The 15,170-nt window shown below is 47.6% G+C and carries 17 protein-coding genes; 8 read left to right on the plus strand and 9 right to left on the minus strand.

Going from position 1 to position 15,170, the window contains the following annotated elements:
• Positions 1 to 15: 15 nt before the first annotated feature.
• From R8N28_RS17475 to def, 6 genes are all read right to left on the minus strand, one after another.
• Positions 16 to 600 (minus strand): DUF3157 family protein, encoded by a 585-nt coding sequence (locus R8N28_RS17475; protein WP_005379050.1) that lies wholly within the window; start codon positions 598 to 600, stop codon positions 16 to 18.
• 26 nt (positions 601 to 626) lie between these two features.
• Positions 627 to 2,072 (minus strand): TrkH family potassium uptake protein, encoded by a 1,446-nt coding sequence (locus R8N28_RS17480; protein ID WP_005386656.1) that lies wholly within the window; start codon positions 2,070 to 2,072, stop codon positions 627 to 629.
• A gap of 9 nt (positions 2,073 to 2,081) precedes the next feature.
• Positions 2,082 to 3,458: a Trk system potassium transporter TrkA gene (gene trkA / locus R8N28_RS17485; RefSeq protein WP_005379062.1), complete on the minus strand. Its 1,377-nt coding sequence runs from the start codon at positions 3,456 to 3,458 to the stop codon at positions 2,082 to 2,084.
• A 63-nt stretch (positions 3,459 to 3,521) separates the two neighbouring features.
• A complete protein-coding gene (gene rsmB / locus R8N28_RS17490; RefSeq protein ID WP_005379065.1) occupies positions 3,522 to 4,805 on the minus strand; it encodes a 16S rRNA (cytosine(967)-C(5))-methyltransferase RsmB in 1,284 nt (427 codons plus the stop codon).
• Positions 4,806 to 4,885: 80 nt separating this feature from the next.
• Complete coding sequence (gene fmt, locus R8N28_RS17495) at positions 4,886 to 5,833, minus strand: methionyl-tRNA formyltransferase (protein WP_005379066.1); 948 nt, start codon at positions 5,831 to 5,833, stop codon at positions 4,886 to 4,888.
• 33 nt (positions 5,834 to 5,866) lie between these two features.
• Entirely contained in the window at positions 5,867 to 6,385 is a 519-nt protein-coding gene (gene def, locus R8N28_RS17500) for a peptide deformylase (RefSeq protein ID WP_005379068.1), read from the minus strand.
• A 138-nt stretch (positions 6,386 to 6,523) separates the two neighbouring features.
• Here def and R8N28_RS17505 point away from each other — a divergent pair, with 138 nt between their 5' ends.
• The 4 genes from R8N28_RS17505 to R8N28_RS17520 all read left to right on the plus strand — a co-directional run bounded on the left by R8N28_RS17505 (position 6,524) and on the right by R8N28_RS17520 (position 9,839).
• Positions 6,524 to 7,618 (plus strand): LysM peptidoglycan-binding domain-containing protein, encoded by a 1,095-nt coding sequence (locus R8N28_RS17505; protein WP_033906576.1) that lies wholly within the window; start codon positions 6,524 to 6,526, stop codon positions 7,616 to 7,618.
• Complete coding sequence (gene dprA, locus R8N28_RS17510; protein ID WP_262635477.1) at positions 7,602 to 8,711, plus strand: DNA-processing protein DprA; 1,110 nt, start codon at positions 7,602 to 7,604, stop codon at positions 8,709 to 8,711. The genes R8N28_RS17505 and dprA overlap by 17 nt, the downstream gene beginning before the upstream one ends.
• Positions 8,712 to 8,713: 2 nt before the next feature.
• On the plus strand, positions 8,714 to 9,193 hold the full coding sequence (locus R8N28_RS17515; protein ID WP_033906575.1) for a DUF494 family protein: 480 nt from the start codon (positions 8,714 to 8,716) through the stop codon (positions 9,191 to 9,193).
• Positions 9,194 to 9,269: 76 nt separating this feature from the next.
• Complete coding sequence (locus R8N28_RS17520) at positions 9,270 to 9,839, plus strand: type I DNA topoisomerase (protein ID WP_017821580.1); 570 nt, start codon at positions 9,270 to 9,272, stop codon at positions 9,837 to 9,839.
• A gap of 66 nt (positions 9,840 to 9,905) precedes the next feature.
• Here the strand turns inward: R8N28_RS17520 and R8N28_RS17525 are convergent, their stop codons facing one another.
• Both R8N28_RS17525 and purE read right to left on the minus strand, forming a co-directional pair.
• Entirely contained in the window at positions 9,906 to 11,039 is a 1,134-nt protein-coding gene (locus R8N28_RS17525; RefSeq protein ID WP_262635478.1) for a 5-(carboxyamino)imidazole ribonucleotide synthase, read from the minus strand.
• A gap of 4 nt (positions 11,040 to 11,043) precedes the next feature.
• A complete protein-coding gene (purE, locus tag R8N28_RS17530; RefSeq protein WP_005379082.1) occupies positions 11,044 to 11,529 on the minus strand; it encodes a 5-(carboxyamino)imidazole ribonucleotide mutase in 486 nt (161 codons plus the stop codon).
• 199 nt (positions 11,530 to 11,728) lie between these two features.
• Between purE and R8N28_RS17535 the strand changes: the two genes are divergently transcribed.
• The 4 genes from R8N28_RS17535 to R8N28_RS17550 all read left to right on the plus strand — a co-directional run bounded on the left by R8N28_RS17535 (position 11,729) and on the right by R8N28_RS17550 (position 14,453).
• A complete protein-coding gene (locus tag R8N28_RS17535; RefSeq protein ID WP_225467997.1) occupies positions 11,729 to 12,286 on the plus strand; it encodes an L-threonylcarbamoyladenylate synthase in 558 nt (185 codons plus the stop codon).
• 47 nt (positions 12,287 to 12,333) lie between these two features.
• Entirely contained in the window at positions 12,334 to 13,251 is a 918-nt protein-coding gene (gene hemF / locus R8N28_RS17540; protein ID WP_033906570.1) for an oxygen-dependent coproporphyrinogen oxidase, read from the plus strand.
• 101 nt (positions 13,252 to 13,352) lie between these two features.
• Positions 13,353 to 14,186: a shikimate dehydrogenase gene (gene aroE, locus R8N28_RS17545; RefSeq protein WP_171345092.1), complete on the plus strand. Its 834-nt coding sequence runs from the start codon at positions 13,353 to 13,355 to the stop codon at positions 14,184 to 14,186.
• Between the two features lie 3 nt (positions 14,187 to 14,189).
• Positions 14,190 to 14,453 (plus strand): DUF1488 domain-containing protein, encoded by a 264-nt coding sequence (locus R8N28_RS17550; RefSeq protein ID WP_005379090.1) that lies wholly within the window; start codon positions 14,190 to 14,192, stop codon positions 14,451 to 14,453.
• A 7-nt stretch (positions 14,454 to 14,460) separates the two neighbouring features.
• Here R8N28_RS17550 and R8N28_RS17555 read toward each other — a convergent pair whose 3' ends face one another.
• Entirely contained in the window at positions 14,461 to 15,009 is a 549-nt protein-coding gene (locus R8N28_RS17555; protein WP_033906568.1) for a gamma carbonic anhydrase family protein, read from the minus strand.
• Positions 15,010 to 15,170 lie beyond the last annotated feature (161 nt).

The raw sequence follows: 15,170 nt of genomic DNA on the forward strand, positions 1-15,170 counted from the left end.
AATATTAAACACGTATTAGCGAGTTTTTACCTCTAGCACTTTGGCAGAAAACTGGTATTGCTGTGATTGCGGTACAGCCAATTTAATGCTCTTACCTTGTTCCGCTTGCTGTGGTCGCAGGTAGGTATCCGCCATGCGCTTGATGGATTGCCAAACCGTCACGTTTTCTTTTGCCAGTTGCTGACCAGACATATCAAACACTTGCACCTCAACTTCCACTTGAATGACAGATTGAGAGCTTTGGTTAGTGATTGATGTAGGTAAAATAAGCTCACCGCTTTGATAGCTTGCTGAACCAATCAATACATCCACACCTGAATCTGATAGCTGCATGGTTGGCTTTTTGGCGTTTACCACCACGGTCGTGCCAACGGTTTTCGTTACCACTGGAATTGTCGCAATCGCAGGAGCTGCGATTGTTTCAACTACGCTTGCTGTTGTTTGTGTCTCCGTCGCTTGCTGCGCCGGTTTTTTCATGACGTATTCCCAGGTAAAGTCATCGTTCAACTTCACTTCTCGACCATCAGCTAAAGTGATGACCTCGGCGGCGTATGTGGATGAGGCGGCAAGTAGGGTCGCCAGAGTAATCCATGTTTTCATTGTTATACCTTTTAATTAGAGTCTGCTTAGCGGCGCCAAAACGCAGGAAAGAACAGTACAAGAATAGTCAGAATTTCCAAGCGGCCCATTAACATCCCAAAGCTTAAGAGCCATTTGGCAGTATCGGGCAGAGGCGCGAAGTTGCCTGTTGGGCCAATCACACTGCCCATACCAGGGCCAACATTGGCAACGGCGGTGATTGAGCCAGAAATACTGGTCACAGGGTCGAGGCCTAGTGCACTTAAACAACCCGCGATAAAGATAATAGTGATAAAAAACATCAAGCCAAATGCCACCACTGAGCGAACAATATCATCATTCACCGGTCGCTGGTTATAACGCTGTACAAACACTCCTGAAGGGTGAATCAACTTCATCATTTGTTTGTTTAGCAGCGTCATTGCAATTTGGAAGCGGAAGATTTTGATCCCGCCAGACGTTGATCCTGAGCATGCCCCCGCCATCATTAAGAATGCGAAAAGAGTGGTGGGTAATGCGCCCCATGCGGTGAAGTCTTCTAAGCCAAAGCCAGTTGTGGTGACGACAGAGACAATATTAAACATCGACACTCGCAGGGCATCCAAAATGGTGTACCCATCTCGAATCACTAACCAAGCTGAAATCACTAAGCTTGAGAATACGAACAGGTACGCAAATCCTCTAACTTGAGCGTCGTTAACCAACACATCAATACGGCGTTTACGTAACGCGGCGATAAAGAGCAAAAACGGCAAACCACCTAAGAACATAAAGGTAGTGGCCACCCAGTGTGCGCCATTAGAGAAGTGGTTCATTGACCCATCAGATGTAGAGTATCCACCCGTCGATAGCGTAGTAAAGGCATGGTTGATTGCTTCGAACAGGTTCATGCCAGTGACCAAGTAGCCCAAAATACATAAGCCCGTTAGCATTAAATAAACCGCTACGATGTTTTTGGCGACCGTTTTCGCTCTTGGACTACTTTTATCCGACCAATCTGATGATTCGGTTTGGAATAGCTTCATACCACCGACATTCAGCATAGGTAACACTGCTACCGCCATCACGATAAAACCAATGCCACCAAGCCACTGTAAAATAGAGCGCCATAGCAAGATGCTCGGCGCCATGTTGTCTAGGCCACTGAGCACCGTTGAGCCCGTCGTGGTGATACCCGACATCGTTTCGAAGTAGGCGTCGGTGAAGCTGATGTGGTTGATAAACACAAATGGCAAGGCGGCAAACGCACTCGCGATGGTCCAAACCAAACTGGTGATGAGGAACATATCGCGTACGCTGAGTTTGAACTTGGCGGTTCGACCTATCGTTAGGCAGATGAAGGCGGCAAGGTGCGTGATCACAACGGCTTGGGCGAAATCGAGGAATCCCCCCGTACCGGTAAAGAAAGCGACCAAAGTCGGCACGTACATAAACAGGGCCAGTTTGGATAAAACTAGCCCGATAACAAACAGTACGGGACGTAAGTTGACCATAGGAAAATCCTAGAGGAAGAATGGACTCGGCTGGAATAGCGCTTCGACGTCTGATACGTATTTTTTGTTGACCAGGAACATCACCACATGGTCATCCTGCTCGATGACCGTACGGTCGTGGGCAATAAGAACTTCTTCGCCACGAACGATAGCACCAATGGTGGTCCCAGGTGGAAGTTTTATATCTCCAATTGCACGTCCAACCACTTTAGATGTACTTTCATCACCGTGAGCGACGGCTTCAATCGCTTCCGCAGCACCGCGGCGAAGTGAGGACACGTTTACGATATCAGCGCGACGAACGTGCGTTAGCAAGGCTGAAATAGTGGCTTGCTGAGGTGAGATTGCTACATCAATTACGCCGCCTTGTACCAGGTCTACATAAGCGCCACGTTGGATCAGCACCATCACTTTTTTGGCGCCCATGCGTTTTGCCAACATTGCAGACATGATGTTGGTTTCATCTTCGTTGGTCAGCGCGATGAAGACGTCGACTTGGTCGATGTTCTCTTCCGAGAGAAGCTCTTGGTCTGCCGCATCACCGCAGAACACGATGGTGTTTTCTAGTTGCTCAGAGAGCTTTTCTGCACGCTGGTAGTTACGCTCAATCAGCTTCACGCTGTAAGTTTGCTCTAGGCGTTTTGCCAAGCTTGCGCCGATGTTACCCCCGCCAACAATCATGATGCGGCGGTACGGTTTTTCTAGGCGCTGAAGCTCACTCATCACTGAGCGAATATGATTACTTGCTGCAACGAAGAACACTTCATCGTCGGCTTCAATGATGGTGGTACCTTGTGGGCGAATCGGGCGACCCTGGCGGAAAATAGCCGCCACACGGGTATCGATGTGCGGCATGTGCTCACGCAAAGCAGACAGCGCATTACCCACCAGCGGGCCACCATAGTAGGCTTTCACCGCCACTAGGCTGACTTTCTGTTCAGCAAAGCTCACCACTTGCAGCGCGCCTGGGTATTGGATCAGACGTTCGATGTAGCTCGTGACGAGTTCTTCTGGTGCGATAAGGTGATCAACAGGAATAGCGCCAGATTTAAACAGGGCTTCTTTTTCTGCCAAGTATTCTGGAGAGCGAATACGTGCAACGCGGTTTGGGGTATTGAATAGAGTGAACGCGACCTGACAGGCAGCCATGTTGGTTTCATCAGTGTTGGTTACTGCGACGAGCATATCGGCGTCTTGCGCGCCAGCTTCATGCAGCACGTCTGGGTGGCTCGCATGGCCATTGACCACACGCAGGTCGTATTTGTCCTGCAATTCACGCAGTCGGTCGGCATTATTGTCGACGATGGTGATGTCGTTGTTTTCACCCACTAGGTTTTCTGCCAGTGTGCCGCCAACCTGACCTGCACCAAGAATAATGATCTTCATACTCTTTTCTCGTATCTGAAAAAGGCGATTGAAATCACTCCAATCGCCCTATTTAGCATGCTGTTACGCGTGTGTTTTAGTTAGCACTGCGTAGTAGAAACCATCCATATCTTCTTCGCCTGGTAGAATTTGACGACCAGGCTGGTCGGGATCAGAATCCAGCAGTTGCGCATCCGCGGTACGTGCTAAAAACGCTTTTACTTGCTCCACGTTTTCTTGCGGTGTGATTGAACAAGTCGCGTAAACCATTGTGCCGCCGGGTTTCAGTTGCGTCCACATGGCATCAAAAATTTCACTCTGTAGCTCTGCTAATGCGGCGATGTCGTCTGCACGACGTAGCCATTTGATGTCTGGGTGACGACGAATCACGCCAGTCGCAGAACATGGGGCATCCAGCAAAATGCGATCAAATTGCTCGCCTTGCCACCATTCTTGTGGATTACGCGCATCACCGCAAACCACTTTTGCCTGAAGGTTGAGACGCTTCAGGTTTTCATGCACACGTTTCAGGCGTGTGTCGTCGCAGTCAATCGCGACCACTTCACTGCCCGACGTGCGCTCTAGAATATGCGCAGTCTTGCCACCTGGCGCAGCACAGCAATCTAAAATCAGTTCGCCGTCTTGTGGTTTTAGGTAGTTGATCGAGAGCTGCGCCGCCGCATCTTGGACCGAAACCCAACCTTTTTCAAAACCAGGTAGCTTCATCACATCACATGGTGCGGCCAATTTTATGGCGTCCATTGCTTCTGTGTGTGGCGTGCTATCAATGTTTTCATTTTTGAGCAGCGCAAGGTATTCATCACGAGTGTGGTGTTGATGGTTCACACGCAGCCACATTGGTGCTTTTTGGTTGTTCGCATCAACAATGCTTTCCCATTGCTGTGGGTAGGCCTCTTGCAGCAGTTTTAGTAACCAGCTTGGGTGACCGTACTTGCCAGCGTTGTTGCTGACGGCCATTTGGTCGAGTTCTTCTTGGTTGCGCTGGTAGTTACGCAATACCGCGTTAATCAAACCACGCAGACGAGGACCTTTCAGCTCTTTAGTGCCTTCAACCGTTTCACCGACTGCTGCGTGCGCAGGAATACGCATGAAGCTCAGTTGGTAAATACCAACCAGAATTAGGTGATGGAATACACGTTGTTTGCCTTTGAGCGGCTTATCCATCAACTGGTTTGCGATCATTTCTAGGCGAGGGAGGTAACGTAGCGCACCGTAACAGATCTCTTGTAACAGAGCGTGGTCACGAGGTCGTACCGTTTGTTGAGCCGCTGGAAGAGCGCTTGAAAGTGAGTGGCCCTTGTCGACGACAAGATACAGGACGTTAGCAGCCGCAGCGCGAACATTCATGATGAGTACCTTAAAGTAAAGGAGGGCATCTCTGCCCTCTAAAAGTTCGTATAATTGGGGATAATAACCCCTAGTATGGCTTAAACCAGCAGAGTGCCCACTTCAAACCAAGCCGCACGCGAGTTCAGAATATCCTGAACTGACATGGCTTTTTTGCCAGGAACTTGCAGTTGCTCTAGCACCAGTACGCCGTTGCCTGTCGCAACATAAATACCGGTTTTATCTGCTTGTACGATGGTGCCGGCTGGCTTGTCACTGGTTTGCTCTGCCACACGGCTTTGCCATACTTTGATGCTGTTTTCTGCCGCCTCAAAGTGGCTCATTGGCCATGGGTTAAATGCACGAACGCAGCGCTCAATGTGCGCCGCATCGTCGTTCCAGTTGATGCGTGCTTCTTCTTTGCTGAGCTTTTTCGCATAGTTCGCGAGCTCATCGTCTTGCTTCACTGGCACTGCTTTACCCGCAGCAATGTCTACTAGGCAGTCAATCAGGGCTTCTGGACCAAGCTCAGCCAATTTTTCGTACATTGAAGCGCTGGTATCTGTCGCTTCGATTGGCAGAGTTGCAATCTTCAGCATATCACCAGTGTCGAGACCGATATCCATCTGCATGATGGTCACGCCAGTTTCTGCATCGCCCGCCCAAATAGAGCGTTGGATTGGAGCCGCACCACGCCAACGAGGTAGGATAGAACCATGTACGTTGATACAACCCAGTTTAGGGGTATCAAGAACCGCTTGTGGCAGCAGCATACCGTACGCCACGACAACCATGAGGTCGGCGTTCAGATCGGCAAGTTCTTGTTTCGCTTCGTCGGACTTAAAGCTTTCAGGTTGGTAAACCGGGATATTGTGTTCTAGCGCCAGTTGTTTTACCGGTGGCGCAGCCAATTTTTTGCCACGACCCGCTGGACGATCTGGGTTTGTGTAAACCGCGATGACTTCATGCTCCGAAGACAACAACGCCGCCAAGTGACGGGCGGCGAAATCCGGAGTACCTGCAAAGACAATTCGTAAAGACTGACTCAAGGTAGACTTCCTTCTAATTGGTATGGTTCGAGATTAAGCGTTTTGCTGCTTCTCGTTAAAGCGTTTGATTTTCGCTAGCTTGTCCTGAATGCGTTTGCGTTTCAGTGGCGATAGGTAATCCACGAACAGCTTACCTTGTAAGTGATCAAGCTCGTGTTGAACACAAATCGCTAGCAGGTCGTCGGCTTCAAAGGTGAACTCTTTGCCATCACGATCCAGTGCCTTAACGGTAACTTCTGCAGCGCGAGGCACAAGTGCGCGTGCACCTGGTACCGACAGACAGCCTTCTTCGATGCCATCTTCGCCACGCTTTTCCAGAATCTCAGGGTTGATTAGCACCATCGGCTCATCGCGAGTTTCTGAAATATCAATCACTACGATACGTTTGTGGATATCAACCTGCGTTGCAGCAAGGCCAATACCTTCTTCGTCGTACATGGTTTCAATCATGTCATCGACGATTTTTTGAATCTCAGGGGTCACCGCTTCAACAGGCTTTGCGACTGTGCGCAGGCGATCATCCGGGAATGTTAATACTTGTAATACAGACATATTCACTCGAAATATTGAACTGTGCCGAAACAGCACAAACCTTGTTGGCTCAATTCTAGACATTTTATAGCCTAAATGACAGCATCCTTGCACCAATTTCCATTCTGGTTCCTGCTTAATAGACCAAGGACGAGGGTCATGAATCGAATTTTCCGCAACGTTGCCAGTGTTACGTTGCCGTTACTTTTCTCTTTCAACGCTGTAGCAAATGTGGATGCGAACCCACTGACTGTTAAAGATGATGCGCCACAAACGTATGTAGTCGTGAAGGGCGATACGCTATGGGATATTTCGGCCATGTACTTAGATAGCCCGTGGTTGTGGCCTCGTTTATGGCAAGTAAACCCGGAAATCGATAACCCTCATTTAATTTATCCCGGAGACAAGCTGTCTTTGGTGTGGATTAACGGTCAGCCCGTGTTGAGCCTAAAACCGGTTAAGAAGCTGAGCCCGAAAGCTCGCATCACAGAAAAGAAAGCCGTACCAACCGTTGCGGAAGGTTTGGTGATGCCTTACCTTCAATCGGATCGGTTGCTAGATAAAGATTCGTTGAACAGAGCAGCAAAAGTGATGGGTAGCAGCAAAGGCAGTAAGTATCTGACTGCAGAAGATGTGCTGTATATCAATGGCAATCAGACCGCGACAGGTTGGGCTATTTACCGACCAGTAGCTACCTTTTCGCGTGACGATGTGTCCGAAGAGATTACCGCGCTGCGTTTGATTGCCAAAGGCGAGCTCGTTGAAGCTTCGAGTGATTATTCAGGTTTGAAGCTTACATCGCAAATGCAAGAAATCCTACGTAACGATATCGCGTTGCCAAATCAATCGGTTGAGAATACTGACTTCACGACTACGTTCTATCCGCTGCCGTCGCCACAAGGCAGTTCTGCAAAGTTGCTAGGTAATATCGAAGGCATTCGCTTTAGTTCAACTAACCAAGTCGTGGTGATTGATAAAGGCACGTCAGACAATCTGAAGCAAGGCAGTGTGTTTGATTTAAAAGAAGACGCGCACCCAGTTTACAAAGACGGCGATGAGTTCAAGAAAGAGTTTGGCGTGCTTGATAAGAAAATTACTTTGCCTCAAAGCAAAGTTGGTGAGTTGCTGGTCATTCGTCCTTATGAGTACTTTAGCTTGGCACTGATCACTAACAGTACTAAACCCATTAACCAAGATATTTCGGTGGTGTCACCGTTGGCGGACGAATTAACCATCGATGAATCGACGAAATAACGATGATCTCGCTGCCTGGTTAAAACTGAGTTGTTTACCAGGCATTGGCGGCGTCAAAATGAATAAGCTACTGGCAAGAGACACGCCACGTAACATCGTAAACTTCTCTCCTGAACAGCTACAACAACTTGGGTTAACAACTAAGCAAATTCAAGCTTGGGCTTCAACAGATAAAGAAGTCGATGCTTGTTTAAGCTGGCTTGAGGCTTCTACAAATCATCATATCCTGACACTGACTGACCCGCGTTATCCACCTCAACTCAAACAAATCGTTGCACCGCCACCTCTACTTTTTGTTCAAGGAAACCCTACTTGTCTCTCTCAGCCACAAATCGCGATGGTTGGCAGTCGAAATGCGAGTATTGATGGATTACAGCATGCACGTCAGTTTGCTGCAGAGTTTGTTCAGCACGATTTTATTGTCACCAGTGGTCTCGCTTTAGGCATTGATGGTCATGCGCATGATGGTGCGTTGCAAGCCGGTGGTAAGACGCTTGCGGTGCTAGGATCTGGTTTAGCAAATATTTATCCAGCACGTCATCGTAGTTTAGCGCAACGTGTTATTGAACATGGGGCTTTGGTGTCTGAGTTTCGGCCTAATGCCAAGCCGCGCCCAGAAAACTTCCCGCGTCGTAATCGTATTATTAGTGGATTATCGCTTGGTGTACTGGTCGTCGAGGCGGCGAAAAAGAGCGGCTCGTTAATTACAGCTCGTTACGCGCTTGAGCAAGGTCGAGAAGTATTTGCGCTGCCAGCGTCAATCAATGCCCCCAATGCCTGCGGTGGAAACCAGTTGATACGTCATGGCGCTTGCCTCGTAGAAAAGACGAAAGATGTCTTAGATGAAATACAGTCCTTGCTTGATTGGTCTATTAATCAGAGTACCGATTTATTTTCTACGTTAAATGATGAAGAAGAATTGCCATTTCCTCAGCTGTTAGCTAACGTAGGAAGTGAAGCTACACCGGTTGATATTCTTGCAAACAGGACCAATATACCTGTCCAAGAAGTCATGATGCAGCTCTTAGAGTTAGAACTCTCTGGGCATGTCGTTGCGGTTTCAGGTGGCTATATTCGAAAGGGGAGGGGCTAGCTATGATGATGGATATACTGATGTATCTATTCGAAACCTACATCCATAGCGATGCAGAGTTACAGGTCGAACAAGACGAGTTGGAAGAAGAGTTGCTTCGTGCAGGCTTCCAACAAAAAGATATCTACAAAGCCCTTGTCTGGTTAGAAGAGCTTGCCGCATTGCAGCAAAGTGACACCTCTTCTGCAATCTCGACTTGCATGGCTTCGTCATCAACTCGTATCTACACAGCGAAAGAGACGCAGCGTTTAGATTTGGAATGCCGAGGATTTCTATTGTTTCTCGAGCAAATCAATGTGTTAACCACAGAAACTCGCGAAATGGTGATTGACCGAGTGATGGGATTAGAAACGAGTGAGTTTGAGCTTGAAGACCTCAAATGGATCATTCTGATGGTGCTGTTTAATGTGCCTGGCAACGAAAACGCTTACACGCTAATGGAAGAGCTGTTGTACACCAAGGAACAAGGGATTCTTCACTAACCATCTGGGCAAGTTCGAGTTTAGCTAGAATAAACGCGAGTTTGTCTTTTTGTGTGTTTTTCACGAAACGGTAAGTATGAGTAGTAAAATCGACAACACCCTTTTCTCTGCCCATGAACACGCTTTGGAGCACGAGCCGTGTCCAAAATGTGGTGGTGAGCTGACTCTCAAGCACGGAAAACATGGCCCATTTCTCGGCTGTAACCATTACCCAAGCTGTGATTACATTAAACCGCTACACAGCAATGATGGTCACATCGTGAAAGAGTTGGGTGTGCCTTGTCCTGAGTGTGGCAATGAGTTGGTTCTCCGCCAAGGGCGCTACGGTATGTTCGTTGGTTGTAGCCATTACCCGGCTTGTCATCATATTGAGTCGATTAATCAACCAGAGCCAGAGGCGCAGTCACAAGAGCAACACGCTTGCCCTGAATGTGGCAAAGGACATTTGGTTGAGCGTAAAACCCGATTTGGCAAAACATTCTACGCGTGTGATAACTACCCTAAATGCAAATTTGCTGTGAACCTTGCTCCGGTCAAGGGGCGATGCGAAGAATGTGGTTTTACTTTGTTGGTGGAGAAGAAACTCGCCAGTGGTGTGAAATTGCAATGTGCCAACCGTAAGTGCCAGCACACCCAACAAGGGTAAATACATCAAAGGAATTAAAAAGGGTCGCATCGTGCGACCCTTTTTTTATTTTTTTGCTGCCAAACGTTAGTGTTGAGGCTGTTTAGCGAACGCTTGCACGGCTGGGAAAGCTATTGGGTCTAAGATGTCTGCCAGAGCGCACAACCTACGGTGCAATTCTCCTGGGTAGTCGCCACACACGTTGATGTGTCCCATCTTGCGACCTGCACGTTTCTCTTTGCCATACCAATGAAGGTGGCAACCATCCATTAATAACAATGCTTCTGGTAGTGTGTCTTCACCAAGAATATTGATCATTGAAGTTTCACGAACCAATTTCGTACTACCTAATGGTAAGCCGCACACTGCGCGCAGATGGTTTTCAAACTGACACGTTTCTGCACCTTGCTGTGTCCAGTGACCAGAGTTGTGCACGCGTGGAGCAATCTCATTCACTAAAAGTGCCCCATCGACATCAAAGAACTCAAGCGCTAATACGCCAACGTAATCTAGGCTATCTGCGACTGCCGTGAACATTTGCTTTGCTTGTTCCTGTAACCCTGGCGCATCAATCGCAGTAGAAAGACTCAATACACCGTTGGTGTGAACATTCTCTGCCAGAGGGTACACTTCCACACTGCCATCTTTGCTTCGAGCACCAACCAGTGATACTTCGCGGTTAAAAGGAACAAACTCTTCAGCAACAATCGCTTGAGTTGGTGTTGCCGCGATGCACTCTGCCATCTCAGTCCAAATGTCGTCGACTTGAGAAGCTTCTTTTAAGCGCCATTGGCCTTTACCATCGTAACCACCTAATGCACTTTTCAGAACCATTGGCATACCAACGTGTTCAATTGCGCGGTCAAAGTCTTCACGAGTTTCAATGACGTAGTATTTCGCGTTGCGCACGCCAGCATCATCAAGCAGTGCTTTTTCAATACGGCGATCACCACCTGCTTTGATGGCTTGCGTACTTGGTAGGAACTTGCCGCTCGCTTCGCAAACCTTGAGCACGTCATGTGGAATATGCTCGAACTCGGCAGTAATCACATCAACTTGCGTAATCGCATTTTCCAAGCCATGGCCAAGTACCTGTTGAGTTAAAGGGTGAACGACATCACCGCTGCTGACATCGTAAGCTGAAATTTGAATATTCAGTGGCGCACCAGCCAGAGACATCATACGAGCCAACTGACCCGCACCAAGAACCAGTACATGCATCTGATTAATCCTCTGCAGGGTTTGGATTTGCGAGAACTGTTTCCGTTTGCTCATTACGGAATGCTTCTACCTTCGCCATGATGTTTTCATCATGAGTGCCTAGGATTTGCGCTGCTAGGATACCGGCGTTTGCTGCGCCCGCTTCGCCAATCGCCAATGTACCAACCGCAATTCCCTTTGGCATCTGTACAATAGAAAGCAGTGAATCCATACCTTTCAGTGCACGAGACTGAACGGGAACCCCAAGCACTGGCAAACTAGTAAACGCCGCCGCCATACCTGGTAGGTGGGCTGCACCACCTGCGCCTGCGATGATAACTTTGATGCCGCGTTCTTTTGCGCCACTAGCGTAGTCAGCCAGTAATTGAGGAGTTCGGTGTGCTGACACGACTTTTGTTTCGTAAGGCACGCCAAATTGGTCTAGCATGTCCGCTGCTAGTTTCATGGTTGGCCAATCGGATTTAGAACCCATGATGATACCGACTTTCATCTCAAACTCCTTTAAGCTGCAAAAATTAGGTGAGCTATAAATTTGTGCGCATTATACGGGGATTTTTATCTCAAGCAAACGTTTGCGTCTTGTTGTTGGCGCTATTGATACATTTTATAAAAAAATTGCTTTAGTGTCTGAGAATGAATATTTGTACACTTAGTGAAAACAACACAGTCAAACAAATAGGAAGTAATCGGTGGATAACTTTGAACAAGTGCTCAACGCACTCAAGCAAGGCGAAGTGATTGCCTATCCAACAGAAGGGGTTTTTGGTGTCGGATGTGATCCAGATAACCCAGAAGCAATTCAAAAGCTATTAGAGCTCAAGCAGCGTCCGGTAGAAAAAGGGCTGATTCTAATCGCGGCAAGTTATGATCAGCTCTTGCCTTATATTGATGAATCTCAGTTGACTGAAGAACAATTACAGACTGTTCATGCCACTTGGCCAGGCCCATACACTTGGATCATGCCAGCGAGCGATAAAGTATCCAACTGGGTTTCAGGGCAGTTTGATTCAATTGCGGTTCGTGTGACTGATCATCCTTTGGTGCAAAAAATGTGTAATGCATTCGGAAAGCCGTTAACCTCTACCAGCGCGAATCTCTCCGGCTTACCACCGTGTATGACCACGGAAGAAGTCGAAGAGCAGTTGGGTGATAAGCTGGTCGCCACTCTTCGTGGCGAGACCAGCGGTCGTGATAAACCCAGCGAGATTCGTGACGCCAAAACTTCACAAATATTAAGACAGGGTTAACCCTGCTAGCCAGCCATCATTAGGTTTCACGTAATAGGTAATAACGTATGTCAGCGATCGATAAGCACGCCGTAAAGCAGTTCTTGATGTCACTTCAGGACTCCATTTGTCAGCAGTTAGAACAAGAAGATGGAAAGGCCGTCTTTGTCGAAGATGCATGGCAACGTGAAAAAGGAGAGCGTCTGGGTGGCGGTGGTCGCTCACGTGTTTTGCGTGATGGCCTTGTTTTCGAGCAGGGAGGCGTGAACTTCTCGCATGTGGAAGGGAAAGAAATGCCAGCATCTGCGACAGCGCATCGCCCAGAGCTAGCGGGTCGTCGTTTTGAAGCGATGGGTGTTTCTTTGGTTATTCACCCTAAAAACCCTTATGTACCGACTTCACACGCCAATGTCCGCTTCTTTATTGCAGAAAAAGATGGCGAAGACCCAATTTGGTGGTTTGGTGGTGGTTTTGACCTAACGCCGTTCTATCCATTTGAAGAAGATTGCCAATCATGGCACGACACTGCAAAACTGCTTTGTGCGCCATTTGGTGACGATGTTTACCAAGAGCATAAAGCATGGTGTGACAAATACTTCTTCCTACCACATCGTAATGAAACTCGCGGTGTTGGCGGTTTGTTCTTTGATGATCTAAACCAGTGGGAATTTGATAAGTGTTTTGCTTACATCAAAGCAGTGGGTGAAGGCTATTGCCAGGCTTACTTGCCGATCGTTTCTCGTCGTAAAGAGTTCAAGTATGGTGAGCGTGAGCGTGAATTCCAACTATATCGTCGCGGCCGTTACGTAGAGTTCAACTTAGTGTATGACCGTGGCACCTTATTTGGTTTACAAAGTGGTGGGCGTACTGAGTCGATTCTGATGTCAATGCCGCCGCTCGCTCGCTGGGAGTACTGCTACGAGCCAGAAGCGGGATCGCCAGAAGCTGAACTTTACGAGCGATACCTAACGCCCCGAGAGTGGTAAGCACGGAATCTCCTTTTCTATATAGATAGATAGTGATAGGGTCATCTGTAATCAGGTGGCCCTGTTTTCTCTATATCTAAGTAAGGAACAAAGGTAAGGAAATGACCCAGCAAATTGATCGCTATGCCGTGTTTGGTAACCCTATCGGACACAGTAAGTCGCCATTCATTCACACCTTGTTTGCCCGTCAAACCAATCAGTCTTTGGTGTACACCGCAGAAAGTGCACCTGTTGATGGCTTTATTGACGCAGCTAAGGTGTTTTTTGCTGAAGGTGGCAAGGGGTGCAACATTACCATGCCATTTAAAGAAGACGCTTATCAATTTGCTAGCCGTCTGACTGAGCGTGCTCAATTGGCGGGCGCAGTGAACACTCTCAAGAAGTTAGATGATGGTGAAATCATTGGTGACAACACCGATGGTGCAGGTCTAGTGCAAGATCTGCTTCAGCATCAGGTTGTATTGGAAGGCGCGCGAATCCTAATTATTGGCGCTGGTGGTGCAGCTCGTGGTGTTATTAAGCCACTACTCGATCAAAAGCCGACCTCTTTAACCATTACCAACCGCACCTTTAGTAAAGCACAAGAGCTCGCAGAGCTGTTTGTCTCTCACGGTCCTATCCGCGCCAAAGAGATGGCAAGTATTGATGAAGAGTATGATGTCATCATTAACTCCACATCCGCTTCTCTAAGTGGTGAACTGCCGACTATTTCATCCTCCATCTTTGCCGCTAACAGTACAAGCTATGACATGATTTATGGCAAAGGGGTGACGAGCTTTAACTTATGGGCAAAAGATAATGGCGCCGCTCATGCGTATGATGGTCTTGGAATGTTAGTTGGGCAGGCTGCGGAAAGCTTTATGCTCTGGCGTGGCTTACGTCCTGGTGCCAAACAAATTCTCAGAGAACTAAGAAAGAACCTTGAAGGTCAATAAGCGATGAATCAATCCATCTTATTCCCAGATATTCAATCATGGGATGAAGTATCACAATCGGTAAACTTTTCGGCGCAACAATCAGGCGCACTAATAGAGTGCTTTGTGACGAAACAAAAGTTAGAAAAGCTCAGTGGTTCACTGATTGAAACTGAGCAAGCGGCAATTAAAGTGTTTACTGATTACCGATTCGACCTAGAAGAAATGGCTGAAGAGCTAATAGAAGATGAAGCCTTCAACGAAGAAGGCCATATCATCATCGGTTAACAGGGCTTTAGTTCAAGTCTTTTACTTCATTTAAGTAGTCGTTTTTGTTTTGCACATAGTTGTTGGCAGACTTTTGCAAGAAAGCTCGTTCTTTTTCTGATAGAGGGCGAGCTTGTTTTACTGGGCTTCCAACATATAAGTAGCCACTTTCTAATACTTTCCCAGGTGGCACTAAACTGCCTGCTCCGATCATCACCTCTGACTCAATTACAACAGCATCTAAAACAATAGCTCCCATACCAACCAAAACACGATCGTGGATCTGACAACCGTGCAGCATCACTTTGTGGCCAATCGTAACGTCATTACCAATAATCAATGGGTAGCCGTTTGGGTTTTCAGCGTTCTTATGGGTGACATGCAAAACACTGCCATCTTGAATATTCGTTCGATCACCAATGTGAATGTGGTTTACATCGCCTCGCGCTGCTACCAATGGCCAAATGCTAGAATCATCGCCAATTCGGATATCACCGACTAAAACAGAGGTTGGGTCAACGTAAACACGCTCACCAAGTTCAGGCTTTATACCTTTGTAGCTTCTCATTGAGCTCATCTTTTTTCCTTATTCAGGGCGATTACAGGGTGTATGGAGGTAGAATAGTAGTGAAAACTCGCCTTTTAGAATAAAAAACACCCAAACGATAAAAAAATCAAAAAAAACGAGAAAAAGGGCTTGCCAATGTGATCGCAATCTCTATAATGCCACCTCGCTGA

This window comes from Vibrio sp. Vb1554, from assembly GCF_033344235.1.

Coding starts and splice junctions, on each gene's coding strand:
- R8N28_RS17515 (WP_033906575.1), top strand. CDS start 8,714: ATGATGATGGATATACTGATGTATCTATTCGAAACCTACATCCATAGC.
- dprA (WP_262635477.1), top strand. CDS start 7,602: ATGAATCGACGAAATAACGATGATCTCGCTGCCTGGTTAAAACTGAGT.
- R8N28_RS17480 (WP_005386656.1), bottom strand. CDS start 2,072: ATGGTCAACTTACGTCCCGTACTGTTTGTTATCGGGCTAGTTTTATCC.
- trkA (WP_005379062.1), bottom strand. CDS start 3,458: ATGAAGATCATTATTCTTGGTGCAGGTCAGGTTGGCGGCACACTGGCA.
- rsmB (WP_005379065.1), bottom strand. CDS start 4,805: ATGAATGTTCGCGCTGCGGCTGCTAACGTCCTGTATCTTGTCGTCGAC.
- R8N28_RS17505 (WP_033906576.1), top strand. CDS start 6,524: ATGAATCGAATTTTCCGCAACGTTGCCAGTGTTACGTTGCCGTTACTT.
- R8N28_RS17475 (WP_005379050.1), bottom strand. CDS start 600: ATGAAAACATGGATTACTCTGGCGACCCTACTTGCCGCCTCATCCACA.
- hemF (WP_033906570.1), top strand. CDS start 12,334: ATGTCAGCGATCGATAAGCACGCCGTAAAGCAGTTCTTGATGTCACTT.
- R8N28_RS17520 (WP_017821580.1), top strand. CDS start 9,270: ATGAGTAGTAAAATCGACAACACCCTTTTCTCTGCCCATGAACACGCT.
- R8N28_RS17525 (WP_262635478.1), bottom strand. CDS start 11,039: ATGCATGTACTGGTTCTTGGTGCGGGTCAGTTGGCTCGTATGATGTCT.
- def (WP_005379068.1), bottom strand. CDS start 6,385: ATGTCTGTATTACAAGTATTAACATTCCCGGATGATCGCCTGCGCACA.
- aroE (WP_171345092.1), top strand. CDS start 13,353: ATGACCCAGCAAATTGATCGCTATGCCGTGTTTGGTAACCCTATCGGA.
- R8N28_RS17555 (WP_033906568.1), bottom strand. CDS start 15,009: ATGAGCTCAATGAGAAGCTACAAAGGTATAAAGCCTGAACTTGGTGAG.
- R8N28_RS17550 (WP_005379090.1), top strand. CDS start 14,190: ATGAATCAATCCATCTTATTCCCAGATATTCAATCATGGGATGAAGTA.
- purE (WP_005379082.1), bottom strand. CDS start 11,529: ATGAAAGTCGGTATCATCATGGGTTCTAAATCCGATTGGCCAACCATG.